Source organism: Cellulomonas palmilytica, from assembly GCF_021590045.1.
GTDB lineage: Bacteria > Actinomycetota > Actinomycetes > Actinomycetales > Cellulomonadaceae > Cellulomonas > Cellulomonas palmilytica.
Genome location: NZ_CP062221.1, coordinates 3343098 through 3369038, shown reverse-complemented (window position 1 = coordinate 3369038; position 25941 = coordinate 3343098). Strand labels below are relative to the sequence as shown.

23 protein-coding genes and 1 tRNA gene are annotated in these 25941 nt (G+C 73.8%); 8 read left to right on the top strand and 16 right to left on the bottom strand.

The annotated features are described in order from the left end of the window. Positions 1-266 precede the first annotated feature (266 nt). On the top strand, positions 267-1148 hold the full coding sequence (locus F1D97_RS15190; protein ID WP_236121336.1) for a manganese catalase family protein: 882 nt from the start codon (positions 267-269) through the stop codon (positions 1146-1148). A gap of 103 nt (positions 1149-1251) precedes the next feature. On the opposite strand, the gene F1D97_RS15185 is transcribed toward F1D97_RS15190, so the two are convergent. The 3 genes from F1D97_RS15185 to F1D97_RS15175 are packed head-to-tail and all read right to left on the bottom strand — an operon-like array spanning position 1252 to position 3250. After that, a complete protein-coding gene (locus F1D97_RS15185; protein ID WP_236121335.1) occupies positions 1252-1494 on the bottom strand; it encodes a CDGSH iron-sulfur domain-containing protein in 243 nt (80 codons plus the stop codon). Continuing rightward, the gene (locus F1D97_RS15180; RefSeq protein ID WP_396022526.1) at positions 1491-2558 is read right to left on the bottom strand and encodes an iron-containing redox enzyme family protein; all 1068 of its coding nucleotides are present in this window, start codon (positions 2556-2558) and stop codon (positions 1491-1493) included. The genes F1D97_RS15185 and F1D97_RS15180 overlap by 4 nt, the downstream gene beginning before the upstream one ends. Beyond that, positions 2555-3250 carry an ANTAR domain-containing protein gene (locus tag F1D97_RS15175; RefSeq protein ID WP_236121334.1) on the bottom strand — a complete coding sequence of 232 codons (696 nt, stop codon included), beginning with the start codon at positions 3248-3250 and terminating at the stop codon, positions 2555-2557. The genes F1D97_RS15180 and F1D97_RS15175 overlap by 4 nt, the downstream gene beginning before the upstream one ends. A gap of 205 nt (positions 3251-3455) precedes the next feature. Between F1D97_RS15175 and F1D97_RS15170 the strand changes: the two genes are divergently transcribed. The 4 genes from F1D97_RS15170 (at position 3456) to F1D97_RS15155 (ending at position 9402) form a co-directional block, all read left to right on the top strand. Next, positions 3456-4598, top strand: coding sequence for a zinc-dependent alcohol dehydrogenase (locus F1D97_RS15170; RefSeq protein WP_236121333.1), 1143 nt, complete (start codon positions 3456-3458; stop codon positions 4596-4598). Between the two features lie 15 nt (positions 4599-4613). Continuing rightward, entirely contained in the window at positions 4614-5204 is a 591-nt protein-coding gene (locus F1D97_RS15165; RefSeq protein WP_236121332.1) for a hypothetical protein, read from the top strand. A gap of 249 nt (positions 5205-5453) precedes the next feature. Further along, positions 5454-8099: an alpha/beta hydrolase-fold protein gene (locus F1D97_RS15160; protein WP_236121331.1), complete on the top strand. Its 2646-nt coding sequence runs from the start codon at positions 5454-5456 to the stop codon at positions 8097-8099. A gap of 127 nt (positions 8100-8226) precedes the next feature. Then, complete coding sequence (locus tag F1D97_RS15155) at positions 8227-9402, top strand: hypothetical protein (protein WP_236121330.1); 1176 nt, start codon at positions 8227-8229, stop codon at positions 9400-9402. Positions 9403-9515: 113 nt separating this feature from the next. On the opposite strand, the gene F1D97_RS15150 is transcribed toward F1D97_RS15155, so the two are convergent. The 7 genes from F1D97_RS15150 to F1D97_RS15120 all read right to left on the bottom strand — a co-directional run bounded on the left by F1D97_RS15150 (position 9516) and on the right by F1D97_RS15120 (position 16351). Continuing rightward, the gene (locus tag F1D97_RS15150; protein ID WP_236121329.1) at positions 9516-10763 is read right to left on the bottom strand and encodes a cellulose binding domain-containing protein; all 1248 of its coding nucleotides are present in this window, start codon (positions 10761-10763) and stop codon (positions 9516-9518) included. A gap of 169 nt (positions 10764-10932) precedes the next feature. Further along, on the bottom strand, positions 10933-11868 hold the full coding sequence (locus F1D97_RS15145) for a PaaX family transcriptional regulator (protein ID WP_236121328.1): 936 nt from the start codon (positions 11866-11868) through the stop codon (positions 10933-10935). A gap of 35 nt (positions 11869-11903) precedes the next feature. After that, complete coding sequence (locus tag F1D97_RS15140) at positions 11904-12818, bottom strand: carbohydrate ABC transporter permease (RefSeq protein WP_236121327.1); 915 nt, start codon at positions 12816-12818, stop codon at positions 11904-11906. Then, positions 12818-13747, bottom strand: coding sequence for a carbohydrate ABC transporter permease (locus tag F1D97_RS15135; RefSeq protein WP_236121326.1), 930 nt, complete (start codon positions 13745-13747; stop codon positions 12818-12820). The genes F1D97_RS15140 and F1D97_RS15135 overlap by 1 nt, the downstream gene beginning before the upstream one ends. A 1-nt stretch (position 13748) precedes the next feature. Then, a complete protein-coding gene (locus F1D97_RS15130; RefSeq protein WP_236121325.1) occupies positions 13749-15041 on the bottom strand; it encodes an ABC transporter substrate-binding protein in 1293 nt (430 codons plus the stop codon). Positions 15042-15238: 197 nt separating this feature from the next. Next, positions 15239-15312: transfer RNA gene (locus F1D97_RS15125), tRNA-Met, on the bottom strand. A gap of 25 nt (positions 15313-15337) precedes the next feature. After that, the gene (locus F1D97_RS15120) at positions 15338-16351 is read right to left on the bottom strand and encodes a DMT family transporter (RefSeq protein ID WP_317618894.1); all 1014 of its coding nucleotides are present in this window, start codon (positions 16349-16351) and stop codon (positions 15338-15340) included. A gap of 70 nt (positions 16352-16421) precedes the next feature. Between F1D97_RS15120 and F1D97_RS15115 the strand changes: the two genes are divergently transcribed. Beyond that, positions 16422-17324 carry a LysR family transcriptional regulator gene (locus F1D97_RS15115; RefSeq protein WP_236121324.1) on the top strand — a complete coding sequence of 301 codons (903 nt, stop codon included), beginning with the start codon at positions 16422-16424 and terminating at the stop codon, positions 17322-17324. On the opposite strand, the gene F1D97_RS15110 is transcribed toward F1D97_RS15115, so the two are convergent. Together F1D97_RS15110 and F1D97_RS15105 are read right to left on the bottom strand one after the other, a co-directional pair. Then, positions 17325-18872 (bottom strand): DUF2079 domain-containing protein, encoded by a 1548-nt coding sequence (locus F1D97_RS15110; RefSeq protein ID WP_236121323.1) that lies wholly within the window; start codon positions 18870-18872, stop codon positions 17325-17327. It abuts the gene before it with no gap. 90 nt (positions 18873-18962) lie between these two features. Then, a complete protein-coding gene (locus F1D97_RS15105) occupies positions 18963-19928 on the bottom strand; it encodes a DUF4349 domain-containing protein (RefSeq protein WP_236121322.1) in 966 nt (321 codons plus the stop codon). Positions 19929-20504: 576 nt separating this feature from the next. Between F1D97_RS15105 and F1D97_RS15100 the strand changes: the two genes are divergently transcribed. Beyond that, positions 20505-20942 carry a GNAT family N-acetyltransferase gene (locus F1D97_RS15100; RefSeq protein WP_236121321.1) on the top strand — a complete coding sequence of 146 codons (438 nt, stop codon included), beginning with the start codon at positions 20505-20507 and terminating at the stop codon, positions 20940-20942. Here F1D97_RS15100 and F1D97_RS15095 read toward each other — a convergent pair. Then, positions 20875-21942: a DNA-3-methyladenine glycosylase 2 gene (locus F1D97_RS15095; protein WP_236121320.1), complete on the bottom strand. Its 1068-nt coding sequence runs from the start codon at positions 21940-21942 to the stop codon at positions 20875-20877. The genes F1D97_RS15100 and F1D97_RS15095 overlap by 68 nt on opposite strands. Positions 21943-22124: 182 nt before the next feature. Further along, positions 22125-22655 carry a DsbA family protein gene (locus F1D97_RS15090; protein WP_236121319.1) on the bottom strand — a complete coding sequence of 177 codons (531 nt, stop codon included), beginning with the start codon at positions 22653-22655 and terminating at the stop codon, positions 22125-22127. Between the two features lie 121 nt (positions 22656-22776). Between F1D97_RS15090 and F1D97_RS15085 the strand changes: the two genes are divergently transcribed. After that, complete coding sequence (locus F1D97_RS15085) at positions 22777-23565, top strand: SDR family NAD(P)-dependent oxidoreductase (protein WP_236121318.1); 789 nt, start codon at positions 22777-22779, stop codon at positions 23563-23565. A gap of 40 nt (positions 23566-23605) precedes the next feature. Here F1D97_RS15085 and F1D97_RS15080 read toward each other — a convergent pair whose 3' ends face one another. Both F1D97_RS15080 and nhaA read right to left on the bottom strand, forming a co-directional pair. Beyond that, entirely contained in the window at positions 23606-24349 is a 744-nt protein-coding gene (locus tag F1D97_RS15080; protein WP_236121317.1) for an FxLYD domain-containing protein, read from the bottom strand. A 159-nt stretch (positions 24350-24508) separates the two neighbouring features. Next, entirely contained in the window at positions 24509-25912 is a 1404-nt protein-coding gene (nhaA, locus tag F1D97_RS15075) for a Na+/H+ antiporter NhaA (RefSeq protein WP_236121316.1), read from the bottom strand. Positions 25913-25941: the final 29 nt, after the last annotated feature.

Sequence of the window (25941 nt, the reverse complement as noted above, 5' to 3'; positions counted from 1 at the left end):
GTGTCAGGCCACCTCGCCGGTCTCGCACGGCGAGGGTCGGGTCGCTGACCTGGGCGTCCGTTGCGCGGGGCGCGCAGGGCCCGGCCACGCCCCGGCGCACCGGTTGCGGGTCCCCGGGGGGTGGTTAGCCTCGACAGGGTCGCCGTGCGATGCGCGGCACTTCCGGCGGAAGCAGACCGTCGGCTCCCGGCCTGGTGCCCCGGAGCTCTGCGTACCCGCGCTCCTCCAGGCCATGTCCGCCGCCCCGGGCGGCCCGGAGGTCACCCATGTTCCTGCACCGCCAGACGCTGCAGCACCAGGCCAAGCCCGACGCTCCCGACGCCGTCTACGCGCGCAAGCTCCAGGAGGTCCTGGGCGGCCAGTACGGCGAGATCACGGTCGCGATGCAGTACGCGTTCCAGTCGTGGAACATCCACGTCCCCGGCAAGTACCGGGACCTGCTCTACGGCATCGGCACGGAGGAGTTCGGGCACGTCGAGATGCTCGCGACGATGATCGCTCAGCTGCTCGAGAAGGCGCCGGTCGGCGTCACGGAGGGGGCGATGCAGGACGACCCGACGGTCGCCGCGGTGATCGGCGGCACGGACCTGCAGCAGGCGATCGTCGCGGGCGCCGGCGCGCGCCCGGTCGACTCGATGGGCAACCCGTGGCAGGGCAGCTACATCACGGCGAGCGGCAACCTGCTGGCCGACTTCACGGCCAACGCGAACGCGGAGATGCAGGGACGCGTCCAGGTCGCCCGGCTCTACCACATGACCGACGACGCCGGCGTGCGGGACCTGCTGGGGTTCCTGCTCGCGCGCGACACGATGCACCAGAACCAGTGGCTCGCGGCCGCCGCCGAGCTGCGCGCGGAGGGGCAGGAGGACCTGCCGGTGCCGAGCAACTTCCCCCTCGGCAAGGAGGACCGCGACGTGTCCTACCAGTACATCAACTTCTCCGACGGTGCCGCGGCCGCCGAGGGCAGCTGGGCGTCGGGCCCGACGCCCGACGGCAAGGGCGAGTTCACGTACGTCGCCGAGCCGCCGCAGGGCGTCCCGATGCCGCCGCCCACGCGCCCCGACGCGCGGTTCTACGGCACGACCGACCTGCCGAACACCGTCGAGAAGATCGCCGGCGCCGCGCAGGACAAGCTGCACCGCGAGTGACGACCGCCCCGCGGCCGCACGACGTGCTGCCGCTGCGGTGGGCGTGCGCCGCGCGTCGAGCGACGTCGTCGTGCTCGCCGACGACGACGTGCCGGGCGCCGGGTCAGCCGGTGAAGCCGATCGCCTTGTGCGTGCCGTCGCAGTAGGGCGCGATGGCCGAGCTCCCGCAGCGGCACAGCGCGACGGTGCGCCGTCGGCGGGGCAACGGCACGCCCTGGTCGTCGACGATCTCGACGTCGCCGCGCACGAGGATCGGGCCGTCGGGGCACGCGACGATCCGCGGGGGAGCGAACCCGTCGGGGCGGTTCTCGCCGCCGTCGGACGTGGGCACGGGCGGCGTCGTCATGCCACCTCCCGCAGCGAGGGCCGACCGGCCTCCCACGCCGCGAGGACGTGGGCGCCGACGAGGTCGTCGAGGTACAGGCAGACCGCCGCACCGAACAGGATCTCGGGTACGAGCGTGGGCTCCTGCTCCGCGAGCCCGCCCGCGAGCTCCCGCCCCGCGATCTGCTCGTGCACCGCGTCCGCCTCCACGTGCTCGTCGAAGTACCACGTCGTGCCCGGGCCGAGACCGTGGCGCCGGAACCCGTCGCCGTACAGACGGTTGGGCAACGAGCTCGTCATCTCGAACGCCGCGAGGTGGCCGGTGACCGCGCCGCGCAGGCGCCGGTGCAGCCCGAGCAGCGACATCGCGTTCACCGACGCGAGCGTGACGGCGGGCACCCGGTCGACGTACGCGCCGAACGACGGGTCGAGCCCGGCCCCGCGCATCGCGAGCGCGAACAGCTCGCAGTGCATGCGCTCGGGTGCGCCGCCGCCGTACTCGTCGGCCTGGATCTCGACCAGGGCCGCCTTCGCGACGCCCTCGAGGCGGGGGATCGCCCACGTGTGCGGGTCGGCCTCCTTGAGCTGGTACACCGAGCGGTGCACCAGGAACTCGTCGAGCTGCTCGCGCGTCGCGCGGCGCCCGACGAACCGCGCGAGGCTCGGCCCCGGGCCGGGGGCCGTCATCGCGAACAGCGCGTCCGCGACCGCGCGTCGGTCGGCGGGCACGCTCGCCGGCACCTCGACGCGGTCGCGCAGCACACGCTCGAACGCGTCCTCGAGGACCGCGCGGGCGCGCAGCAGGTCGGGGTCCCACTCCCAGCGGTCGTCGACCCCGTCGACGCCGCGGTAGTGCAGCTCGTACAGGACGAACAGCGTGAGCTGCAGGTCCTCGTCGCGCAGCAGGTCGTCGCTCGACGCGAGCGCGTCGCGCGCGGCGACCGTCAGCGCGGCGCGGTCGTCGTCGCCCACGCGGTCCGGCGCGGTCGCGAGGATTCGGAGGACGCGCGCGCCCAGCGGGCCGCGCGGACCGGGCGCGCGCATCGCGCCGCGCGGGGTGCCCAGCGGCGGGGCCGTCGTCGTCATGGCTGCCCCACGAGCTCGAGCAGCAGCGAGCGCGTGCGCTGCGGGGTGGACCGGGACGTCTCGGCGACGAGCAGCTCCGCGATCGCCCGCAGCCGGACGTTGTGGTGCTGCGAGACCGTGCTCAGCCGCTCGAACGCCGTGTCCGCGTTCCCGCCGAGCAGTGCCATGAGGATGCCCTTGGCCTGCTCGATCGTCGCGCGGGACCGCGCGGAGGCGGCGATCTGCTCGTCGGCGACCTCGCGCGCGACGGCCTGCACGTGCTCCGAGTCGTCGACGATGTACCCGTCGACGGTGGGCGCGAGCGGGTCCGCGTCCACGGCGCCCGCGACGACCGCGTCGAACGACCGGCCGCTCGCGTCCCGCAGCAGCGCGCTCGTCAGCACCGGCTCGTCGCCCGCGCGCCAGCTCGCGAACGTCCCGGTCCAGTCGCCGCGGCGCTCCGCCGCGGTGTGCGCGAGCACGAGCGACGTCGTCGGCAGCACGTCGCCGCGTTCGAAGCCGAACAGGCGGTACAGCCCTTCGCTCCACCACCACCGGTCGGTGGCGAGCTCGAGCCGGAAGCGACCGCCCGGCAGCCGGCGCGCCTGTCGGGCGCGGCCTCGCGGGCTCGTCGGGGCCGCCGGGGTCCGGGTGCGCGATCCGCTCTCGGGTGACCCGGCGGTGGGGCCTCGGGTGGTGCTGGACGTCGTCATGGTGCTCCCTCGGTTCCGCCAGCACGCGGCGACCCGTGGTCCGACCCGTCATCCACACCAGCTCTGCGCCAGGCTGTCACGCCCTGAGGTGCCCCGCCTCTGGGGACGTCGGCAGGGGCGCGGGCGGCGCTCGTCGGGACGCCCGGGATGCGGGACCGGGAACCCTGTGCCCACCCTGGAGACCCCCATCACCAGGAGGACGCCCATGCGCGCCATGGTCTACCGCGGCCCGTACAAGGTCCGCGTCGAGGAGAAGGACGAGCCCCGCGTGGAGCACCCCAACGACGCCGTGGTGCGCGTGGCGTGCGCGGCGATCTGCGGCTCCGACCTGCACCTCTACCACGGGATGATGCCCGACACCCGGGTGGGTCACACGTTCGGGCACGAGTTCGTGGGCGTGGTCGAGCAGGTCGGTCCGTCGGTCGAGAACCTGCAGGTCGGCGACCGGGTCATGGTGCCGTTCAACATCTTCTGCGGCTCGTGCTTCTTCTGCGCGCGCGGCCTGTACTCCAACTGCCACAACGTCAACCCGAACGCGACCGCGGTCGGCGGCATCTACGGCTACTCGCACACCACGGGCGGCTACGACGGCGGGCAGGCGCAGTACGTGCGCGTGCCGTTCGCGGACGTCGGACCGTCGCGGATCCCGGACTGGCTGTCCGACGAGGACGCGGTGCTCATGACCGACGCGCTCGCGACCGGGTACTTCGGCGCGCAGCTGGCGGACATCGCGGAGGGGGACACGGTCGTCGTGCTGGGCGCGGGACCGGTCGGGCTGTTCGCGGCGCGGTCCGCGTGGCTCATGGGTGCCGGGCGCGTGCTCGTCGTCGACCAGCTCGAGCACCGCCTGGCGAAGGCACGCGAGTTCGCGTACGCGGAGACGCTGAACTTCGCCGAGCACGACGACGTCGTCGTGGCGCTCAAGAAGGCGACCGACGGCCTGGGCGCCGACCGTGTGGTCGAGGCCGTGGGGGCCGAGGCGGACGGCAACCTCGTCCAGCACGTGACGGCCGCCAAGCTCAAGCTCCAGGGCGGCTCGCCGGTCGCGCTGAACTGGGCGATCGACGCGGTGCGCAAGGGCGGCACGGTGTCCGTCATGGGCGCGTACGGGCCGCTGTTCTCCGCCGTGAAGTTCGGCGACGCGATGAACAAGGGCCTGACGATCCGCACCAACCAGGCGCCGGTGAAGCGGCAGTGGCCACGGCTGCTGGAGCACGTCCGCAACGGCTACCTCACGCCGTCGGACGTCGTGACCCACCGGTTCCCGCTGGAGCACATCGCCGAGGCGTACCACGTGATGTCCGCCAAGCTCGACGGCTGCATCAAGCCGCTCGTCGTGCCGGCCTGACGAGAGGTGACCGAGATGACGACGAACGCCGACGGCACGCCGACGCACGCCCCGTACACCGCCGACCGCCCGCCGCTGCGCGAGACGCCCGAGCAGCTGCGCGCCCGCATCCCGGGGTGGGGCGCGGACCTCGACCCGGCCGACCGGCCCTCGTACCCGCGTGAACGCACCGACCTGCCGCGCGCGCGGTGGGACTTCCCGGAGCGCCAGGAGGAGACCGTCCCGCGTGAGCGGTCCGTCGAGCACCTCACGCTCACGCCCGTGTTCGGCACCGCGCAGCCGCTGACCGGCGTCGCGGGCGCGATCCGACGCTGGTCGTACGAGCGGTTCAGCGAGGGGCGCGCTGCCCACTGGCTCCTGCTCATCGCGGCGGACCGGGTGGAGTCGACCGCGGCCCACTGGCGCTCGCTCGCGACCACGCGGCCCGACGACCCCGTCACCCAGACCGGGATCCTCGCGGAGCCGAGGCGCCACCCGGTCGCGTCGCGGCGGGGGAGGGTCGACGTGCGGCACCAGCCGCTCGACGCGGTGATCGTCGCGGGGCCGTGGATCGTCGCCGGGCTGGGCGTCGCGGCCGCGGTGCGGGCGGTGGTCCGGCGCCGCTGACGCACGGGCCCGGTCCCGGCTGCCCCGGCTCGTCCGGGATGCGCCCCACCGCTTGACGGACACCGGGCAGACCGACACGATGCGGACATCCCTTTCACCCAGGTGGGGGATGTGGCGGGCGTTCTACATCGGTGTAGAACGGGCGGCGCTCGTCGTCGCCCCCGCAGGTCGGTCGACGAGGAGGAATCGATGGGGATGACTCGGCAGGGGGCCCGCGGACCGGGCGCAGGACGCCGCGCGGCGGCGACGATGACGGGGGTGGCGCTCGCGGTGGGTGCGTCGGTGACGAGCGCGGCGGCGGCCGAGGAGGACCGGCCCGCGCCGGACGCGTGGGTGTCCACGATCCCCGAGGGCTACCACCGGTTCACCGTGCCGCAGGCGGACGCCGAGGAGATCCTCGGCTCGCGCCCCCAGGTGCTGGAGCTGCAGGGCAACATCGGCCCGAGCGGCACGTGGTCGGACCTCGCGCTCGACCCGAGCGGCTCGAACTACCAGGCGACGGTCGGCCCGCTCGCGCCCGGCCTGTACTACTACCAGTACACGGCGACGTGGGCGGACCGCACCAAGAAGTCCTTCCGGGAGCCGACGAGCCCCGTGGCCGTCACGTCCCACCCGACGTGGAACACGCTGTTCGTGCCCGGCCCGTCCGTGCAGTGGATGGCGGACCTGCCCGCGGGCGGCGACGTGTCCGACCTGACCTACACCAGCCCTGTCACCGGGGACGAGCGCACGGCCCTCGTCTGGGCCCCGCCGGGGTACGACGCGGACCGCGAGCAGGCGTACCCGGTGCTGTACCTGCTGGCCGACGGCTCGCAGACCGCGCAGGAGTGGGCCGAGCTGGGCCGCGCGCCGCAGGTCCTCGACAACCTCGTGGCCGAGGGCCGGATCGACCCGATGGTCGTCGTCATGGCGGACGCCGGTGGCACCGACCCGCGCAGCGAGCTGCTCGACGGCGTCGTCGAGGCGACGCGCGCGCAGTACCACGTGACCGACGAGACCGCGGGACAGGCCGTCGCGGGCATCGGCGACGGCGCCAACCACGCGCTGAGCGCGCTGCGCACCGACCCCGGCACGTTCGGGTCGGTCGGCTCGTTCTCGGGCGGTCTGAACGGGTCCATCAGCGCGGGCGTGGCCAACGCGATCAACGAGAGCACCGACCTGCTGCGCATCTACGTCGGCAACGTGCTCGACCCGTCGTACAACCGCACGCACGCGCTGCTCGGCACGCTCGAGCGGGCCGGCGTCGAGCACGAGTTCGACGGCGTGGACCCGGACTCCGGCGCGACATGGGACACGTGGCGCGAGGCGCTGCGCGACTTCGCGTCGCGCGTGTTCCAGGACCCGGCCGACCACGGCCCGCGCGAGGGGCACCTGCCGCTCGACGCGCCGTACGCGCCGCCCGCCGCGGGGTCGATCACGACGCCGCACATCGGCGAGAACGGCATCGTCACGTTCGAGACCGGCACGCAGTGGGCCGACGCCAAGGACGTCACGGTGTGGGCGAACTGGGCGCCGAACGGCGCGTGGTTCCGCGTCCCGATGACGAAGATCGGCCAGCGCTGGCGCGTCTCGATGGGTCCGCTCGACGGGTTCTACTACTACCGGTACGTCGTCGACGGCGTCGACGAGAAGGACCCGCAGGACACGGTCAACACGCTCACGGGCGTCAGTCCGCTGTTCGTCCCCGGGACCACGGACCGCATGCTCTCCGACGTCCCGGCGGGCAAGGGCGGCGAGCTCTCGGTGCTCACGTACGACAGCAAGGTCGCGGGCGAGGAGCGCTCCGCGTACGTGTGGACCCCGCCGGGCTACGACGCCGACCGCGCCGAGCCGTACCCCGTGCTCTACCTCAACCACGGCGGCGGCCAGAGTTGGGGTGACTGGGTCGAGGTCGGCCGGGCCGCGCAGATCCTCGACCACCACTCGATCGACGGCGCGATCGTCCCGATGGTCGTGGTCATGGGCAACGGCAACGTGCCGAACTACCAGGCCGAGCTCCTGGAGAACCTCGCCCCGGCGGCGCGCGCGAAGTACAACATCGCGTCCGACGCCGACCGGCAGGCGATCGCGGGGCTCTCGCTCGGCGCGATGAACACGCTCAACACGTGGCTCACGCACCCCGGCGAGTTCGGCTGGATCGCGGCGTTCTCGGGCGGGCTGTTCTTCAACACCCCGCAGTTCGACCCCGAGGCGGTCAACGCGGGCACCACGTTCGCGCGCATCTACACCGGTGACGTCTTCGACTTCACCTACCAGGCGACCATGGACCTGCTCGACCTCCTCGAGACGAACGGCATCGACCACGAGTTCGCCGGCGTCACGCAGGGGCCGCACGGGTTCGACACGTGGCAGAAGAACCTCATCGACCTGCTGCCGCGCCTGTTCCGCACCGAGTCCGCACCGGGCATCCCCGTGCGCGCCGAGGTCCACGAGGGCGCCCAGGGCGTGCTCGCGCTCTCGGTCGACGACGACGGCTCGGGCGTCACGCTCGCGCAGGCCGCCAACCGCGGCGACCGCCTGCGGTTCACCGGCGGGCTGCCCACGGTCACGGTCACCGACTCGCGCTCCGTCGCGCAGGCCGGTGCGAGCGGCTGGGCGGTCGCGGGCCAGGCGTACGCGTTCTCGTCCGGCTCCCGCACGCTCGACGCCGACCACCTCGGCTGGCGCCCGTTCGTGCGCGACCCGCGCGAGGGCGTCGCGGCCGGTGCGCTGCGTCCGACCGTGCTCGGCGGGGGAGAGGGGCTCATCGTCCCCGGCAGGCTCGCGTCGGCGACCCCGCACGGCCGGTTCGGCTCGACGACGATGGGCGCGGACCTGTTCCTCGAGGTCCCCGTCGACACCGCGCCCGGGACCTACGAGGGTGCGCTGACGCTCTCGCTGTTCCCCGTCGACTGACGCCGGCAGACCACGAGCACGACCAGCAGCACGACGAGCAGCCCGACGAGCACGGCGGGGCGTCCACAGCGCCCCGCCGTGCTCGTCGGTGCACGAGAACGCGCCGCCGCAGCGGCAGGAGAGAACAGTGCCCACCAACCGCCTCACCGCTCGCCCCGTCGACCGGCCCGCGAGCCGCGCCGGCACCACGTCCGCCGCGCTGCTCGTCGGCCTGCTCGCGGGCCTCGGGACGTTCACGACGACGAGCGCGCACGCCGCAGCCGAGACGCCGTCACCCGCCGCCACGCAGGCGCAGCCCGGTGGGACGAACGGCTCGTCGCGCGGGACCGTGACGTGGACCGTCGAGCCCGGGACGGCGGACGGCCCCGACGGCCGGATCTCGCTCCGCCACGCGCTCGACCCAGGCGCGTCGGTGGACGAGCACGTCGTCGTCACCAACTTCAGCGACCGGCCCGCGACGTTCCACGTCTACGCCGCCGACGGCACGGTGTCCGCGGACGGCGACTTCGACGTCCGGCCGAGCGAGGAGGCGCCGCGTGACTCGGGTGCGTGGGTCACGCTGCGGGCGCCCGAGGGTGCCGAACCCGTGGACGGCGGCGGGTTCCGCGTGACGCTGCCCGCCGGGGAGGTCGTCGTCGTGCCGCTCACCGTGGCGGTGCCGGCCGACGCGCGGCCGGGCGACCACCCCGCCGGGGTCGTCGCCGAGCTGGTCGACGACGACGCGGCCGTGCGTGTCGCGGCGCGGGTGGGCGTGCGGCTGCACCTGCGCGTGACGGGCGACATCCGCGCCGTCGTGGCGCCTCGCGACGTCGAGGTCCGCTGGGAGCCGTCGTGGAACCCGTTCGCGCCCGGCACCGCGCACGTGCGCTACGTGCTGCGCAACGAGGGCGACGTGCGCCTCGGCGCACGCTCGGACGTCACGCTGGCGGGTCCGGGCGGCGCGGGCGAGAACACCGCCACCTCGCAGGTGCGCGAGGTGCTGCCGGAGGGGTCCGCGACGGTCGAGACGACGGTCCGGCTGTGGCCGCTCGTGCGCGCCTCGGGCCGGGTCGAGGCGGTGCCGCTCGTCGTCGGGGACGACGTCGTCGACGTGGCGCTCGAGCCGTCGACCGTACCGGTCGCGGTGTGGGCCGTGCCGTGGGCGCAGCTCGTGCTGCTCGTGCTCGTCGTCGTCGGCCCGGTGCTCGTGGTGCGCCGGCGGCGCCGTTCGGCCCGGCGTGTGCAGGAACGGATCGACGCGGCGCTCGCGGCCGCCGGGGTCGCGCCGCGCGAGTCCACGGACCGCGACCCCGCCTCAGCCTGACGTCTCGTCCGCGCGGGGCCGCCGCAAGGTCCGGACGACAAGACCGGGGGTGCGGGTTCGTCGTCGACCCCGCACCCCCGGTGTCCGCGCCCCCTGCGCGAATCAGGTCCCGCTCACGCGGCCGCGCACGTGACCGTGGCCCCGCTGCCGGAGCCCGTGCCCTGGAACCCGAAGCTCGTCCGCTCGCCCTGGCGCAGCGTGCCGTTCCACGGCGCGTTGCCGAAGGCCACGGTGCCGGTGGTGCCGGACTGCGCGCTGCTCCACGAGCCCGCCACGGCGGCGCCGTTCGGCAGGGTCACCCGCACCACCCAGCCGTTCAGCGCGGCCCCGGCGGTCACGTCGACGTTCGCGACGAAGCCCTCGCCCCACTGGCTCGCGACCGTGTACGTCGCGGTGCATGCGCCACCGACGGGCGTGGGCGTGGTCGGGTCGGGCGTGGGTGTCGTCGGGTCGGGCGTGGGCGTGGTCGGGTCCGGCGTGGGTGTCGTCGGGTCGGGCGTGGGCGTGGTCGGGTCCGGCGTGGGCTCCTGGAGCACGAGGTTCTTCTGCCGGACGTCCCACTGGGTGCCGCACAGGCCGCAGTTCTGGCCGACGAACGCACGGCCCGCCTGCACGTCGCCCTTGAGCTGCCACTTGAACCACAGCGTGCCGACCCGCGCGAACTCGCCGCCGTTGTACTGGTCGTAGGTGCCGCCGTGACCCACGTTGAGGTTGCCCATGAAGGCGGGCAGGGTGGACGGCAGCTTGCCCCAGTCGTCGATCGCGTTGCCGTAGGCGATGTCGCTCGGCCCGCCGATGAAGTAGGCGATCGGGTCGTCGAGGCGGCGCAGCTGCCAGTCGTCGCCGTCGTTGAGCAGGCCGCTGGAGAAGATCGCGGTCGTCGTCACGCGCGGGTCGCCGGCCACGGCGTACGCCTCGAGCCCGCCGCACGAGAAGCCCGCGACCGCGACCTCGCTCGTGTTGATCCGCCCGTTGAGGGCGCTGCCCCCGCGGCTGTTCTCGGAGAACGCCCAGTCGATCGACTGCGTCAGCATCTGCGAGCTCGTGCTGCCCCCGCCGTTGGGGTTGCCGTTCGCGATGACGAGGAAGCCGTGCGAGGCGATCTCGCGCAGGAAGTTGACCTGCGAGGTGCCGTTGCCCGAGCAGCCGCCGTTGCCCCACACGACGATGGGCAGGCGCTCGTTCGGCAGGTTCACGGGCAGGTAGACCGTGTGGTTCGGCAGCGAGCCGGACGTGGAGTAGTCGGCCGGGTAGGGGCCGGACCCGCCGGGTGCCGCGGCGGCCGGCGCGAGTCCTGCGGACAGTGCGCCGAGAGCGAGCGCGGCGGTCAGACCCGCGCGGGTCAGCAGTCGTCGTCTCATGGGAGGCCTCCCTCGGAGGTGCGCGGACGCACCGATGCGTTTCATGTGCATCAACCGTCGCGGGAGCGACGAAAACTGTCGAGTACCTGAGGGGTGGTCGGTCGCGGCGGAAACGATTCGGGCGGCGTCCGACCGGTTCGCCGGCGGGCCGTGGACCGACGAGGGGGCGTCAGCCGCGGCGCGGCGGCTTGGCGGGGTCGTCGTCCGCGACGAAGTACGTGACCCACCGGTCCGCGTCGGGCCACGACGCCGCAGTGACCTCGACGAGGCGTCGTCGTGCGGCCGGACCCAACGCCGCGTGCACCTCGACCAGCAGGTCCCGCGCCGCGGGCACGGGCCAGTCCGCCGGGACCACGTCGGCCGGGAGGTCCGGGTGCCGCAGGACGAGCGCGCGCCACACGTCCATCAGGCTCGTCCGGGCCACCAGCGCCCGGGCGTCGTCCACGGCGCCCGCCCGCACGTCGTGCAGCAGCGGGACGTGCGCGTCGAGGAACGCCCGGAACTCCCGGGCGATGCCCGCCAGGTCGTACGCCGTCGCGGGCCCGTGCGTCCCGGCGACGTCCTCGAACCGCACCCGCATCACCGACCAGCGGCCGGCCCCGACGCCGCCGAGCACGTCCCTCAGGGACCCGACGACCTCCTCACGGACGCCGTCGGGGCTGATCCACACGCTGTCGTACAGCCGCGCGAACCCCGCCGACGAGAGCACCTTGCGCACCGCGTGCCGCTCCGCGTGACGCGACTCCGGCAGCGAGTACGAGACCGCGGTCCAGCGGTCGTCCGGCGCTGCCGCGCGGGTCCCGTACGCGAGGAAGCGGTGCATCGTGGTCTGCCGCGCGAGGGAGGCGCTCGTCAGGTGGTACACCGTCGCCCGGCCGCGCCCGCGCGCCTCGACCAGCCCCCGCCGCGCGAGCCGGTTGAGCGCGGCACGTGCGCTCGCCGCGCTGAAGCCGAACTCCGCGAGCACCGCGTCGAGCGCAGCCGGCGGCAGCGGCGCGTCGGCCGAGTCGAGGTACTCGCCGAGGAGCGTCGCCAGCAGGTGCTGCGGGTTGGGGCCCGTGCGGGCCCGAGGGGCGTCGAGGTCGTCGTCGGCGCGGCTCGCCATGCGACGACCCTAGGCCCGCCGCCGCCAGGCACCCGCTACTTGATCGAGCCGCGTGTCACCCCGGAGATCACCCAGCGCTGCGAGAACACGTACACCAGCAGCAGCGGCGCCATCGCCATGAGGTAGGACGCGAACGCGACCGTGTAGTCGGTGTTGAACTGCCCCTGGAACACGTACTGCGCGAGCGGCAGCGTGCGCGACCCGGGTTCGGTCAGCACCACGAGCGGCATGATGAAGTCGTTCCACGCCCACACGCACGTGAGGATCCCGACGGTCGCGTTCATGGGCGTGAGCAACGGGAAGATCACCTGCCAGAACACGCGCCACGTGCTCGCGCCGTCGACCCGTGCGGCCTCCTCGAGCTCGATCGGGATGGACCGGATGTACGCGGTGTAGATGAAGATGTTCAGCGACAGGCCGTAGATCGTGTAGAGCACGATCAGGCCCGCCTGGTTGTCCAGCCCGAGGAATGCGGTCTGCTTCACCAGCGGCAGCATGATGATCGGGAACGGGATGAACAGCGCCGCGAGCAGGTAGAAGTACACGCCCTTGAAGAACCGGCGGTGCAGGTTGCGGGCGATGGCGTACGCGACCACCGAGCTCGTCAGGAGAGTGAGCACCACCGAGCCCACCGTGATCAGCGCGGTGTTCGTCAGGGCCTGCGGGAAGCGCGTGCGCTCCCACGCCTCGCCGAAGTTGTCCCAGCGCACGGGGCTCGGCCACTCGAACCCCGTGCCGGACGCGAGCTGCTCGGGCGTCTTGAGGGCGACGACGACCGCGAGGTACAGCGGCACGAGCACGGTCAGCGAGCACACCGCGACGAGCGCGGTCGCCCACCAGTTGATCGGGCGGGGGTCGTCGTCGGCCGTGCCGCGCCGACGGGAACGGCGACGGGTGCGGTCGGGCAGGACGGGCTCGGCCTGGCCGGCCGTGGTCGTGGAGGTGGTCATCAGAAATCGGCCTCCCTGCGCTGCAGCACCCGGAACTGGACGAGCGAGACGACGGTGATGACGACGAAGAAGATCACCGCGTTGGCCGTCTGGTAGGCGAACTCACCGCCCGAGAACCCGCCGCGGAAGATCAGCAGCGTCACCGACTCGGTCGACGTGCCCGGACCGCCGTTCGTCAGCGCGACGATCGGGTCGAACACCTGCAGGAAGCTCTTGAGCGACAGCACGACGTTGATCGTGAAGAACGCGCTGATCAGCGGGAACGTGATCGAGCGGAACTGCCGCCACGCCTTCGCGCCGTCGAGCGACGCGGCCTCGTACAGCTCGCGGGGGATCGTCTGCAGGCCCGAGAGGTAGATGATGATCGAGAACGCGCAGGCCTGCCAGACCGCCAGCACGACGATCGCCGTCCACGCCCAGGTCTCGTTCGTGAGGATGTTGTCCCGGAACAGCGGCCAGCTGGACAAGATCTTCGGCAGCGAGCTCGAGAAGAAGAACTGGAACACGTAGCCGATGACGAGGATCGCGAGCACGTACGGCACGAAGTACACGCCACGGAAGAAGTTCCGCGCCACGATCTTCGCGTTCAGCCCCATCGCGATCGCGAGCGAGATGACGTTCGTGACGATCGTCGCCACGATCGCGAACAGGAACGAGAACCCGTAGGCCTGCAGCACGCGGTCGTCGCCGAACAGGTTCCCGTAGTTCGCGAGGCCGACGAAGTTCCAGTCGCCGTAGCCCGCGTAGTTGGTCAGCGAGTAGAAGATGCCGGTCAGCACGGGGAGCGTGTGGAACGCCGCGAACAGGATCAGCGCGGGCCACACCATCCAGTAGAACGTCGACTGCGCGAGCCGGCGTGGGCGCCTGGTGCGCGGCGTGTCCTCGTGGGGCGGCGCCTGCACGCCCGCGGTCGGTGTCTGCGCGGCCATGTCAGTCCTCCGTCACGGGGATCGTCCGTGCGGCGACCTTGCGCCACTCGTTGTCGAGGGTGGCGAGCGCGGACCGCGCGTCGCCGTCGAACAGGAACTGCTGGTCGATCGCCGCGAGCGGGATGCTCGGCGGGATCTGGTGGTCGACGAAGCCCGCGAGCCGGCCGTCGTCGAAGTACGGCTTCACCGACTGCAGCGCGGGGTCGTCGCTGAGCTGCGCACCCTCGACCGACGGCACCATGTTCTGCGACGCGGCGAACTCCTCGACGACGCGCGTCTCGAACAGGAACTCCACGAACCGCATGGCCTCCTCGTGGTGCGCGCCGTCCTTCGGCACCGTCACCGCGACGTCGACACCCGAGACGAGCAGACGGTCGTCGGGCGCGTCGCTCGGGTACGGGAAGATCTCCGCGCGCAGGTCCGGGTTCGCCTGCTTGATCGGGCTCAGCGCCCAGATGCCCTGCAGGAGCATCGCCGCGTCGCCGCTCGCGAACGCCGCGTTGCCGTCGTCGTACGTGCGTCCCCGGTAGCCCTCCTGCATGTACCCGAACAGCTGCGCCTGCCGCTCCAGCACGTCCGCGAAGTCCTTCTCGAACGACACCGGCGAGTCCGGGCCGACGTCCTCGCCCTGCGCGCGCAGGTCGTCGAAGAAGCCGTCCTGCGCGGCGTACGCGCCGAGCCCGTTGAACGAGGGGAGCGTCGTCCACGCGTCGGCGAGCGTGCCGTAGAACGGGGTGATCCCCGCCTCCTGCAGCGCGTCGCACACCGCGACGAGCTCGTCCCACGTCGTCGGGACCTCGAGCCCCTGCTCCTCGAAGATCTCGGCGTTGTAGATGACGCCGTTCGCGTTGTTCACGTACGCGAGCCCGTTGACCTCGTCGCCGCTCGTGCCCAGGTCCGTGAGGATCGTCTGCACGGCCGGGTTGATCGTGTCGAGCACCGGGTCGCCGCGGAAGTCGTGGAACACCCCCGCCTCCGCGAGCCGGCCAAAGTTGCCGTTCGCGTTGAGGGTGATGACGTCCGGCGCCTTCCCCTTGACCAGCAGCGTGCGGATGATCGTGTCCGCGTCCGCGACCTGGTTCTGCACCACCCGGATGTCGGGGTTCTCGTCCTCGAACGCCGCGATGATCGCGTCGAAGTCCTCGAGCGCCTCGCCCTTGAACTGGAAGAAGTTGAGCGTCGTGACGCCGTCGCCGGACCCGTCCGACGCGCACGCGCCCGTGGTCGCGACGGCGGTGGCCACGACGACGGCGGCCGCCGTGCGGCGCCACCGCCGGGTCCCGGGTGGTCTCATCGCGCGCCTCCCTGCGCCGAGGGTGAGGGGCTGAGCCCCTCCCTCAACGTCTCACCCCCCGGCCCGTGGCGCCTCGTGAGCGGTCCCGACGGCCACGAACATGGCGCCGGTCAGCGGGCGTCGCGGCGCTCAGGGGACGGCCGAGGAACGCCGAAGGCCCTTCCGCTCGTCTGAGCGAAAGGGCCTTCGGATCTTTGTAGCGGGGGCAGGATTTGAACCTGCGACCTCTGGGTTATGAGCCCAGCGAGCTACCGAGCTGCTCCACCCCGCGTCGGCTCGACAACCTTACGACAGACCTACCGAGCGGCCAAATCGTCCCGACGTGACCCCCGCCACGGCCGTGACCCGCGACGCACGGCGCCCTGCGCGACGACCACGCCGACGACGACGAGCACACCACCGACCGGCTCGTGCCACTCCAGCCGCTCGCCGAGCACCGCCATGCCGAGCGCGACGCCGACGACGGGCGTGAGGTAGGTGACGGTCGACGCGCGCTGCGCGCCCCACGCGGCGACGACCTGCGTGTTCCACACGTACGCGATGCCGGTGCCGAGGACGCCCAGCGCGACGACGCTCAGCACGACGGGCGCCGCGAGCGTGACGGGTTCGCGTGCCACGAACGGCGCGAGCAGCAGCATGACGACCGCAGCGCTGCCGACCTGGCCGGCCGCGACGGTCTCGGCGGGCAGGCGCAGGGGCGTGACGAACCGGCGCAGGTACGTCATGCCGAGGCCGTAGCACGCGGTCGCGCCGAGGCACGCGAGCACCGCGGCGACGGGCGCGCTCGCCGCGAGGTCCGACAGGTACGTCCAGGGTCCGACGATCACGACGACGCCGACGATGCCGAGCGCGAGCCCGACGCGCTGCCGGCCGGTGAGCCGCTCGGCGGGCAGCAGCGCCGCTGCGGCGGCGGCGGTCATGAGCGGCGTGGTCGCGTTGAAGATCGACGACAGGCCGGACGCGAGGTGCTGACCCGCCCACGCGAACGCGATGAACGGCAGCACGCACAGCAGCAGGCCGAGCGCGACGAGGTGCCCCCACGCACGCGGGTCGCGCGGCCAGGGGCGTCGGGTGACGAGCGCGACGACGACGAGCGCGAGCGCGCCGAGCACCGTGCGGGCGAGCGCGACCTGCACGGGCGCGAGGCCCTCGAGCGCGACCTTGATGAGCAGGAAGCTCGAGCCCCAGATGAGCGCGAGGACGACGTACTTGGCGGCGATGCCGCGGGCGGCGGGTGCCCCGACCGAGGCCCCGGGCGCGGGCGACGTGGGGGCCTCGACGGTCGTCGTGGGCGTGGGGGACTGGCTCACGGGACGACGATCCCCTGGCGGGCGGGCATGAGGCAAGCGAATGTCGTTCATGCGGTCATACACTCCGTTCATGCCCACGCTTCCCCAGCTGCGGATGCTCGCGGCCGTCGTCGACACCGGCTCCTTCACCGACGCCGCAGCCGCCCTGGACGTGAGCCAGTCCGCGGTCTCGCACGGCATCGCGGCGCTCGAGAAGGAGGCCGGAGCGCGCCTCGTCGACCGCGGCGCGCCCGTCGTCGTGACCCCGCTCGGCCAGCGCCTCCTGCCGCACGCGCGCGCCGCCGTCGCCTCCGCCGACGCGTTCTCCGCCGAGGCGCAGACCGGCCGCCACCGCGGGACCGTGCGACTCGCGGCCGTCCCGACCGTCTGCCAGGGCCTCATGCCAGCGCTGCTGCGGCACTGGACGCAGCGGCTGCCCGACGTGCACGTCCAGGTCTTCGAGGGCGACGACGACGAGATGCCGCTGTGGCTCGAGGGCGGGATCGTCGACGCGGCCGTGCTCGTCGACCCGGACCCCGTCCCGGCCGGCGCCGTCGTCGTCGCGCGGGACGACTTCCGCGCCGTCGTCCGCTCGGACCACCCGCTCGTCGACGAGCCCGAGATCACGCTCGCCGAGCTGCTCGAGGACGGCCTGCTCGGCTCGGGGGGCGGCTGCGAGACGCAGGTCCGCCGGCTGCACGCCGCGGCCGACCTGCCCTACACGGCCGACCAGCGCGTGCGCGAGCTCGCGACGATGGTCCGGATGGTCGCCGAGGGGATCGGCGTGTCGATCATGCCCAGCCTGGGCGGGGTCATGCTGCCGCAGGGCGTCGTGATGCGGCCGCTGCGGCCCAGCGCGACCCGCGACCTCGTCCTGAGCGGGCCGGCGCGCCGCCCCTGGCACCCGCTCGTGCGCGCGCTCGTCGCCGCGACCGACCCGCTCGTCGTCGACGTGTCCGACCACGGCGACGAGGCCGTCGGTGTCCCCGCCTGATCAGCCCGTGCGCTTCGCGAGCTGGTAGCCGCCCGCGTCGTACACGAGCTGCCACGTCGTGCCCGGGTGCCGGTCCGCCGCGTACTGCGCGATGTCCGACGGTGCGGGGTTCCAGCCGCCGCCGTGCTGGTCGATCACCAGGAAGTCCGGTGCGGGGTTGTCGGGGTTGCCCACGTAGAACACGTCGTTGTCGTCGACGAGGTACGACATGAGCCCGATGTCGGTCTCGACCACGGAGCCCTCCGGGATCTGGTCGAGCAGGGCGCGGGCCTCGACCCCGCGCGACGACGGCGCCCACAGGTCGTCGGGGCGGCCCAGCCGTGCGACGTCGAGCTGCGGCACGAGCATCGCCGCGATCGCCACCGCCACGGGAGCGGCCGCCAGCGAGTAGCGCCGCAGCCACGGCCGCGGCGAGCGCCGCGCGAGCAGCACGCCGTCCAGCAGCGCCGCGAACGCCACCGGCATGAGCACCGCGGAGTAGTGCCACGTGTGGCCGTAGTAGTAGTCGATGTCCGCGTAGAACCGCCACATGATCGTCGGCACCGCGATGAGCAGCACGGGTGAGCGCAGCCCGACGAAGCCCGTGATCGCGACCAGCATCAGCAGCGTGACGACCTTCGACCCGTCGTCGACGAGCATCGTCACCGCGGTCCACGGGTGCGTCACGATCGCGGCGAAGTCGATCCGCGAGCCGTAGTCGTACTGGTCCTGGGTGTTGAGCGCGGGCAGCAGCACGGTCGTCGACAGGACGACCCACGTGAGCCCCCACAGCGCGAGCCACGCCCCGAGCAGCGGCTCGCGCACGTCCGGGCGGCGGCGCGTGCGCCACCACATCACCGCGCCCAGCGCCGCGACCGTCAGCCCGAGGTCCTCCTTGACGAGCACGAGCGGCGCCGCCCACAGCGCGGCCGCCCACCACCGCTCGCGCAGGAACGCGACCAGCGACAAGGCGAGCAGCGGGACGGCGAACGCGATCTCGTGGAACTGCGCCGCGACCGCCCCGACCAGCCCGAAGCTCACCGCGTACGCCGCGCCGACGAACGTTCCCTGCAGCGCGCCCAGCACGCGTCCCGCCTCGCGCGCCACGACCCACACGGAGAACGCGAACAGCAGACCCTGCACGACGAGCAGCGTGAGCGCCGACGGCGCGACCCGGTACGGCGCGCCGAGCAGGACGAGCAGCGGGTGGAAGTGGTCGCCGAGCAGGTTGAACCCGTCGCCCTTGATCGTCACGACCGGCGCCTCGAGGTGCGCGTAGCGGCGCGCGAGCTGCGTGAAGATGCCCAGGTCCCACGACGGCGACTCGAACCGGCGCCACTGCAGCACCGAGTACGTGACGTACGTGGCCGCCGCGAGCAGCGCGACGACCAGCGGGCCCGCCCACGCGGCCACACCACGCGCGGGCTCGGGCGTCAGCGGCTCGCTCTCGACACGGGCGGGCGCGGCGGGGTCGGTCGCGTCGGTCGCCTCGGCCTCGGTGTCCTGCCCCGGGTCCGCCGGCGCGGGAGCCGGGTCCGGCGTCTTGGTCGCGTCGTCCGTCACTGCCACCGGGGCATCATGGCAGGCTCGGCCGTCACCCGGCGCGAAAGCCGCCGATCGGTCGCCCGTCGGCCCGGTCGGTCGTCGGGTCACCGTCCGTCAGGCGTCGTCGCCCGACGGGGCCTCGTCCGACGACGAGCGCGCACCGACCCCCACCGGCTCGGGCGACGGCTGCGCGGCCGGCGCGGGTCGCCGCCGCCGACGGACCGCCATGACGACGAGCGCCACGACCCCCGCCACCGCGAGCCACGGCAGCAGCGCGCCGAGCACGACCATCACCACCCCGACCGTCGTGACGAGCGCCTCCCAGCCCGACGCGAGCCCCGTGAGGAACGTGCCGTCCTCCTCCTGCGCCTGCACCGGCAGCACGCCCGGACCCGAGACGACGACCTCGACGGTGGACAGCGCGACCTGGTCCGCGAGCCGCGCGCGCTGCGACTGCAGGCTCTCCAGCTCCGCCTGCCGTTCCGAGAGCGCCGACTCCGCCTCCAGCAGGTCCTTCGTCGTCCCCGCCGACTGCATGAGCGTCTCCATGCGCTGCACCGACAGCTCGAGCGCGTGGATGCGGGCGTCGAGGTCCTGCGCGGTGCCGGTGACGTCCTCGACCTGCAGGTCCACGGCCGTGACCTCGCCGAGCCGGCCCAGCTCCTCGATCGTCGCGGTCACCGAGTCGGCGGGCACGCGCACCACGAGGACCGCCGTCGCGGTCTCGTCGGCGCTCGCGGCCGACTCCGACCGGGACTCCACCCGGCCGCCGTGACGGTCCACGTACTCGGCGAGCGCTCGGGCCGCGGCGATCGGGTCCTCCGCCTCGACGTACACCGAGCCGGTCTGCACGACCATGCGCTCGTCGTCGCGGGTCACCGCCCCCTCGTCGGCCGCCGTGTCCGCCCCGCCCTCGGCGACGGCGGCGGGGGCGCCGCCGTCGCCGGACGCCACCTGGTCGGAGTCCGCGCTCTGCGAGCACCCCGCCAGCACGGCGCCGACGACGAGGAGCCCGCACAACGCGCCGACCACGCGCGGGCGGGGTCGGGAGATCCGGGGCAGGAGCGTCGTCGTGGCCATGCACCCGACGCTAGGGACGCGTCGAGGCGCGCGGGGACGTTCCGGGAGGACGTGCCGCAATCGTGACGAGCCCGTCACCGGATCGTCGTCGGGGACGCTGCAAGAAGCCCGCACCGCCGCACAGTGAGACCGGGAGGATTGTCTGTTGACCCTCGTGCGAACGGGACGTACCGTCGCGTCGAACGGGCCGGACGTGCCCGTGTCGGAGGTGCGCACGATGGACGGACGCCGGGTGGAGCCCGCGACGTCGACCTCGCGCGCGCTCATCCTCCATGCCACGCGAATGCGCCCGGCGACGACCGCCGTGCTCTATCCGCGCGGCTGTTGCTGTCGCCACTGACCTCACCCGCTGAGCCACGGCGAGCCGAGCGTCGACCCACCGGTCCGCTCGCACCCCTCGCGATCGCACCCGCGCAACACGCGCCCCGGGACCGTCCCAGGTCCGACGAGCGCAGCACGTCCCGTCGCCCCGCGACGCACCGGCCCACCCCGGCACCGCACCCACCGCGTGCGCCGCCACCGGCCGCCACCCCGAACGTCCCACCGCAGCGACCCACCCGTCGCCGAGGAGCACCCGTGTCCCAGGTCCTGGACCTTCCCGTCACCCCCACCACCCTGGTCGGCGACGACCCGAGCTTCGTCGTCGACGAGGCCGACGACACCCGCAGCGCGGACGACGTCGTCGTCGTGTTCGACCGCAACGTCGCCGTCGCCGGCGGCTCGTACCACGGCCGCACCGCGACGCTGCCCGCACCCGCGGGTGACGGCGCGCGCGTCGCGCACCTCACCGGCGTGTGGGTCCTGCCCGGTCGGCGCCGCCGCGACCACGTGCGCCGCGCGCTCGCCGAGCTCGAGGCCAGCGCCGCCCGCGCCGGCTACTCGCGCCTGCACGTCGTCGTCGAGCCGTCCCGCACCGACGCGCTCGCGCTCCTGCGCGAGCGGTGGTTCACGCCTGTGGACGCGCCGTCCGCGACCGGCGACCTCGAGCTGGAGAAGTGGCTGCTGCCCGCGTGACCCGCGCGAGCTGAGCCGCCGACCACACGTGCTGCGCCGCGAACGCGCGCCACGGGGACCACGGCTCGGCACGCCGCGCGAGCTCCGCGGCGGGCACGAGCGCGAACGCCTGCCGCAGCACCAGGTCACCCGCCGGGAACGCGTCCCGCTCGCCCAGCGCGCGCAGCGCCAGGTAGTCGACCGTCCACGGCCCGACACCCGGCAGTGCGAGCAGTCGCTCGCGCACCGCGGGCCCGGCCACGCCGGGGGTCAGGTCGACGCCGTCCGCGCACGCGCGGGCCACCGCGACGAGCGTGCGCGCCCGGGCCGCCGGGACGCGCAGCACGCCGCGCAGCTCGTCGGGGTCGGCCTCCGCGACCGCCGTCGCCGTCGGGAAGAGCGTCAGACCGTCGGGCCCGGGTGTGCCGAGCGCCTCCGCGAGCCGGCCCGTGAACGTCCGCGCCGCAGCCAGCGAGACCTGCTGGCCGAGCACGGTCTGCGCCGCGACCTCGAACCCGTCCACGTGCCCCGGCACGCGCAGGTGCGGGCGCGCGGCGACGAGCGGGCCGAGCACCTCGTCGTGCCGCAGGTGCTCTCCGGCGTCCGCCACGTCGTCCTCGAGCCCGAACCACCGCCCGAGCCACCCCGCGACCTCGCCCGCCGCGGGCGCCAGGCCCTCGTGCCCGCCGCGCGCCCCCGACGTCGACGAGCCGTCGAAGGGACCTGCGCCGCCGAGCGACACCAGACGGACGTGTGCGACGACCTCGTCGGGTGCGAGCTGCACGACGAGCCGCGCCACGGACCCGTCCGCCGCCCGGACGAGTCGCTCCACGCGCCCGCGCGTCGGCGCCGTCGGCTGCTCGTCCGACGCGACGAGCGCCTGGTCGAGCTCGAGACGTTCGACCCCCGGCACCACGTGGACCGCCAGATAGGCCAGCATCGCCCGCGCGTCGAACGGCACCCGTACCACGTGCTCGTCGCGCACCGTCGGCTGGTCCCGTGCCTCGTCGCCTCGTCTCACCGCGTCAACCTAGCCACCCGGACCCACACGCCACCCGCGACCCCGCCGTCGCTCCGGCCTCGAGCCCCCATACCCGGAGCGACCGCGGGCTCGTCGGCGCGGTGATCCCCGACCCTGCGGTTGCTCCGGCTTCGGCGCCTCGTAGCCGGAGAATCCGCGGGGTCGTCGGATCGGGGCGTGGGTCAGGTGGCGGTGACGGTGCGGAGAGCCGGGAGCGTGAGCGGACCGCGGTAACGCTCGCCGTCGACGAGGAGCGTGGGCGTCCCGGCCACGCCGTGGGACAGACCGTCGAGGTAGTCGGCCTCGACGGCAGGCGCCCAGCGCTGGGCGGCGTCGCCCACGACCTCGTCGGGATCGACCCCCGCCTCGACCGCGTACCGCCGCAGGTCCGGGTCCGCGAGACGGTCCTGGTGCGCGAACGCCGCGTCGTGCAGGTCCCAGAACCGCCCGTGCGCGGCGAACGCCTCGGCGGCGAGCGCCGCGGTGAGCGCGTGCGGGTGGACCTCGAACAGCGGGAAGTGCCGCCACACGAGCCGGACCTCGCCGCCGGACCCGTCGACGAGCGCACGCAGCACGGGCGCGGCCGCGCGGCAGTGCGGGCACTCGAGGTCCCCGAACTCGACGACGGTCACGCGCGCGTCGGGCGACCCGTACACGTGGCGGAACGGACCGGAGGTCGGCATGGAGGTCGGCACGGCGGCGTCGGGCGGCACGAGGTCACCGTAGGCCCGACGAGCGCGCACGTGAACCGGGGCGGCGCGCACCCGCGCACCCGGCACCGCGCGTGAACCGGGACGCGGATGGCAGGGTGGGGGCGTGACTCGGACGGCTCTGGTGACAGGTGCAGGACGCGGGATCGGGCGGGGCGTCGCGCTCGGCCTGGCGGCCGCGGGGTACGACGTCGCGCTCGTCGGGCGCACCCGCGCCCACCTCGACGAGGTCGCGGCGCTCGTCGGCGAGCGCAGCCCGCAGGTGCGCGTCGTGGTCGCGGCGGCGGACCTCGTCGACCCGACGGAGGTCGACGACGCGGTCGCGCGCGCCGAGGACGGCCTGGGCGGGATCGGGCTCGTCGTGAACAACGCGGGCGTGATCGAGCGCGTTGAGACCGACTTCGTGTCCGACGACGTCGAGGACGCGTGGCGCGTCGTCGAGACGAACGTGCGCGGCCCGATGCTCGTCGCGCACGCGGTCCTGCCCGCCATGCTCGCGCGCGGCGAGGGTCGGCTCCTGCAGGTCAACTCCGGCTCGGGCTACAGCCGGGCGGGCGCGTACACGGGCTACGGCATCTCCAAGGGTGCGCTCGCCCGGCTCACCACGCTCCTCGACGCGCAGTACCGCGACCGCGGGATCCGGACGCTCGACCTCGCGCCGGGCGTCGTCGCGACCGACATGACCGCCGCGATGCCGGTGCACGCGGACCGCACGCGCTGGACGTCGCTCGACGAGGTGGTCGCGCTGGTGCGGGCGTTCGGCGACGGCGAGCTCGACGCCCTCTCGGGCCGGTTCGTGCGCGCGGGAGCGGACACCGTCGACACGCTCCGGGTGGCCGCGGACCGCATCGAGTCCTCCGACGCCCGCCGCCTGCGCGTCCCGGCCTACGGCCCGGACGACCCGCTGGGGTGAGATGCGACGGGTGGCCGGCGAGACCGGCCACCCGTCGTGCTCACACCTGCGCGTACGCCGTGAACGTCGCGTCCTTCGGCAGGGTCTCACCGAGGAAGGTCACCTTGAACTGGGCCTTCCCGCCGGCGGGCAGGCGGTCGACGTACGTGAAGTCGCCGCCGATGATCTTCCCTGCAGCGTCGCGGGCGACCACGACGACCTTGACGGTCTCCTGGTCCTTCGCGAAGGAGGACGTGACGGTCCCGGAGACGTCCGTCGACCAGTCGTCGAACGTCGGCTTGACGTCGGCGACCGTGAATGCGCCGATCTCGTCGACCTTCTCGGCCGTCGAGGCGTCGGGACCGCGCACGTTCAGCTCGGAGACCGTGCCGTCCGCGACGTCGAAGTAGACGCCGGAGATCGCGGTCTTTCCGGGAAGGATGGTCAGGTAGGACGAGTCGGAGTCGAGGATCGTGCCCTCGGCGTCGAGCGCCTCGATGTCGATCGACGCGAAGTCGAACACGGCGTCCGTGTTGGGGTTCTCGAGCAGGACGACGTACCACCACCTGTCGTCGTCCTTGCCGAACGCCGACTCGACGACCTTGAGGTCCGCAGCCGCGGCCGGCTCCTGCGCCGCCTCGGTGGTCTCGGCGTCCGAGGCCTCGTCGTCGGCCTGGGCGGCCGCGCTCGAAGCCGCGCGCGTCGCCTCGGGGTCGACCGCCTCGAGGTCCTCCGACACTCCGCAGGCGCCGAGCGCCGCGATGACGGCCAGCGCTCCCACCGTTCGAGCCGCTCGTGTCCTCATCTCGCACTCCTCACTACCCGGGGGTCCTTGAGGCGTGAGCCGACGGACGATGTCGGGCAGTTGAGGCTCGAGGCGCTCCCGAGCGGGGTGGAAACGGGTGACCGTCGGTCGATCCGGGGCGGCGGTGGGACCAAGGTCTCACCCGTGTCGTGGCGTCGGTTACTCGGCGTCCTGCTGCTGGGCGGGCTGCGGGGCGCGCCAGGGGAGCGGGGGGAGTGCGGGCGGGACGTCGTCGGGCGGGGAGCACAGGGGGAGGCGCTCGCCCAGCCAGCGCAGGAGGATCGAGCCGACGACGGCCGCGACGAGCGAGCCCACGAGGATGCCGGTCTTCGCCTCGGCCAGGTGCTGCTCGTCGTCGAACGCGAGCTCGGCGATGAACAGCGAGATCGTGAACCCGATGCCCGCGAGGACCGCGCCGCCCATGAGGTGACCCCAGCGCACGCGCCCGGGCAGGTCCCCGAGCCCCAGGCGGATCGCGAGGGTCGCGGCGCCCGTGATGCCGATGGCGTTGCCGACGACGAGCCCGACGACGACCGCGAGCGTCAGACGGGAGCGCGCGGCGTCGGCGAGCGACTCGGCGTCGAGCCGTACCCCTGCGTTCGCGAGGCCGAACAGCGGGACGACGACGAACGCGCTCCACGGGTGCAGCATGCGCTGCAGCCGGTCGCTCGCGGGGACCGCGGCGCGTGCGGCGAGCTCGGCGAGGCGCTCGCGCTCCGCGGTGGTCTCCTCGACGAGGTCGCGCGCGAAGCCCTTGACGGCCTGCACGTCCTCGCGGCGGGCGGCCGTCGCGGGCACGATCAGCCCGACCGCGACTCCGGCGAGCGTCGCGTGCACGCCCGACGCGTGCACCGCCACCCACAGCGCGACCCCGCACAGCGCGTACGGCAGGAGCCGCCACACGCGCATCCAGCGCAGCACGAGCATCGTGACGACGAGCGCGCCCGCGACGCCGAGCGCCACGAGGTCGACGTCGTCGGTGTAGAACACGGCCATCGCGGTGATCGCACCGATGTCGTCGACGATCGCGAGCGTCAGCAGGAACAGGCGCAGCCGGTCCGGGCACGCGGGGCCGAACAGCGCGAGCACGCCGACGAGGAACGCGGTGTCGGTCGACATGACCACGCCCCAACCGTGTTGGACGTCGGTCCCGGCGGTCATCGCGAGGTACAGCAGCACGGGCACGACGAGCCCGCCGAGCGCCCCGAGCGCGGGGACCGCGACGGTGCGCCGGTCGCGCAGCTCGCCGCGCGTCGCCTCACGGGCGATCTCGAGCCCGATGACGGCGAAGAACACCGCCATCGCGGCGTCGTTGACCCAGTCGTGCAGGGACAGGTCGAGCGACCACGAGCCCAGGTGGAGCCCGGCGGTGGTGTGCCAGAGCGTGTCGTACGCGGCGGACCAGGGGGAGTTGACCCACCCGAGCGCGACGACCGTCGCGGCGAGGAGCGCGAGCGCGGAGGCGGCCTCGGTGCGCAGGAAGTCCCGCAGCGACGGGGACAGCGCGGGCACGCGCACGCGCAGCGCCGGGCCGACGCCCGTGCGCTCAGGGGCGCTCGTCACGCGCGTCCCGGGTCGCGTCGCGCGGTGCG

What these genes read in the sequence shown, in the direction of transcription:
- F1D97_RS15190 (WP_236121336.1), top strand. Translation starts at nt 267, where the DNA reads ATGTTCCTGCACCGCCAGACGCTGCAGCACCAGGCCAAGCCCGACGCT.
- F1D97_RS15185 (WP_236121335.1), bottom strand. Translation starts at nt 1,494, where the DNA reads ATGACGACGCCGCCCGTGCCCACGTCCGACGGCGGCGAGAACCGCCCC.
- F1D97_RS15180 (WP_396022526.1), bottom strand. Translation starts at nt 2,558, where the DNA reads ATGACGACGACGGCCCCGCCGCTGGGCACCCCGCGCGGCGCGATGCGC.
- F1D97_RS15175 (WP_236121334.1), bottom strand. Translation starts at nt 3,250, where the DNA reads ATGACGACGTCCAGCACCACCCGAGGCCCCACCGCCGGGTCACCCGAG.
- F1D97_RS15170 (WP_236121333.1), top strand. Translation starts at nt 3,456, where the DNA reads ATGCGCGCCATGGTCTACCGCGGCCCGTACAAGGTCCGCGTCGAGGAG.
- F1D97_RS15165 (WP_236121332.1), top strand. Translation starts at nt 4,614, where the DNA reads ATGACGACGAACGCCGACGGCACGCCGACGCACGCCCCGTACACCGCC.
- F1D97_RS15160 (WP_236121331.1), top strand. Translation starts at nt 5,454, where the DNA reads ATGACGGGGGTGGCGCTCGCGGTGGGTGCGTCGGTGACGAGCGCGGCG.
- F1D97_RS15150 (WP_236121329.1), bottom strand. Translation starts at nt 10,763, where the DNA reads ATGAGACGACGACTGCTGACCCGCGCGGGTCTGACCGCCGCGCTCGCT.
- F1D97_RS15145 (WP_236121328.1), bottom strand. Translation starts at nt 11,868, where the DNA reads ATGGCGAGCCGCGCCGACGACGACCTCGACGCCCCTCGGGCCCGCACG.
- F1D97_RS15140 (WP_236121327.1), bottom strand. Translation starts at nt 12,818, where the DNA reads ATGACCACCTCCACGACCACGGCCGGCCAGGCCGAGCCCGTCCTGCCC.
- F1D97_RS15135 (WP_236121326.1), bottom strand. Translation starts at nt 13,747, where the DNA reads ATGGCCGCGCAGACACCGACCGCGGGCGTGCAGGCGCCGCCCCACGAG.
- F1D97_RS15130 (WP_236121325.1), bottom strand. Translation starts at nt 15,041, where the DNA reads ATGAGACCACCCGGGACCCGGCGGTGGCGCCGCACGGCGGCCGCCGTC.
- F1D97_RS15115 (WP_236121324.1), top strand. Translation starts at nt 16,422, where the DNA reads ATGCCCACGCTTCCCCAGCTGCGGATGCTCGCGGCCGTCGTCGACACC.
- F1D97_RS15105 (WP_236121322.1), bottom strand. Translation starts at nt 19,928, where the DNA reads ATGGCCACGACGACGCTCCTGCCCCGGATCTCCCGACCCCGCCCGCGC.
- F1D97_RS15080 (WP_236121317.1), bottom strand. Translation starts at nt 24,349, where the DNA reads ATGAGGACACGAGCGGCTCGAACGGTGGGAGCGCTGGCCGTCATCGCG.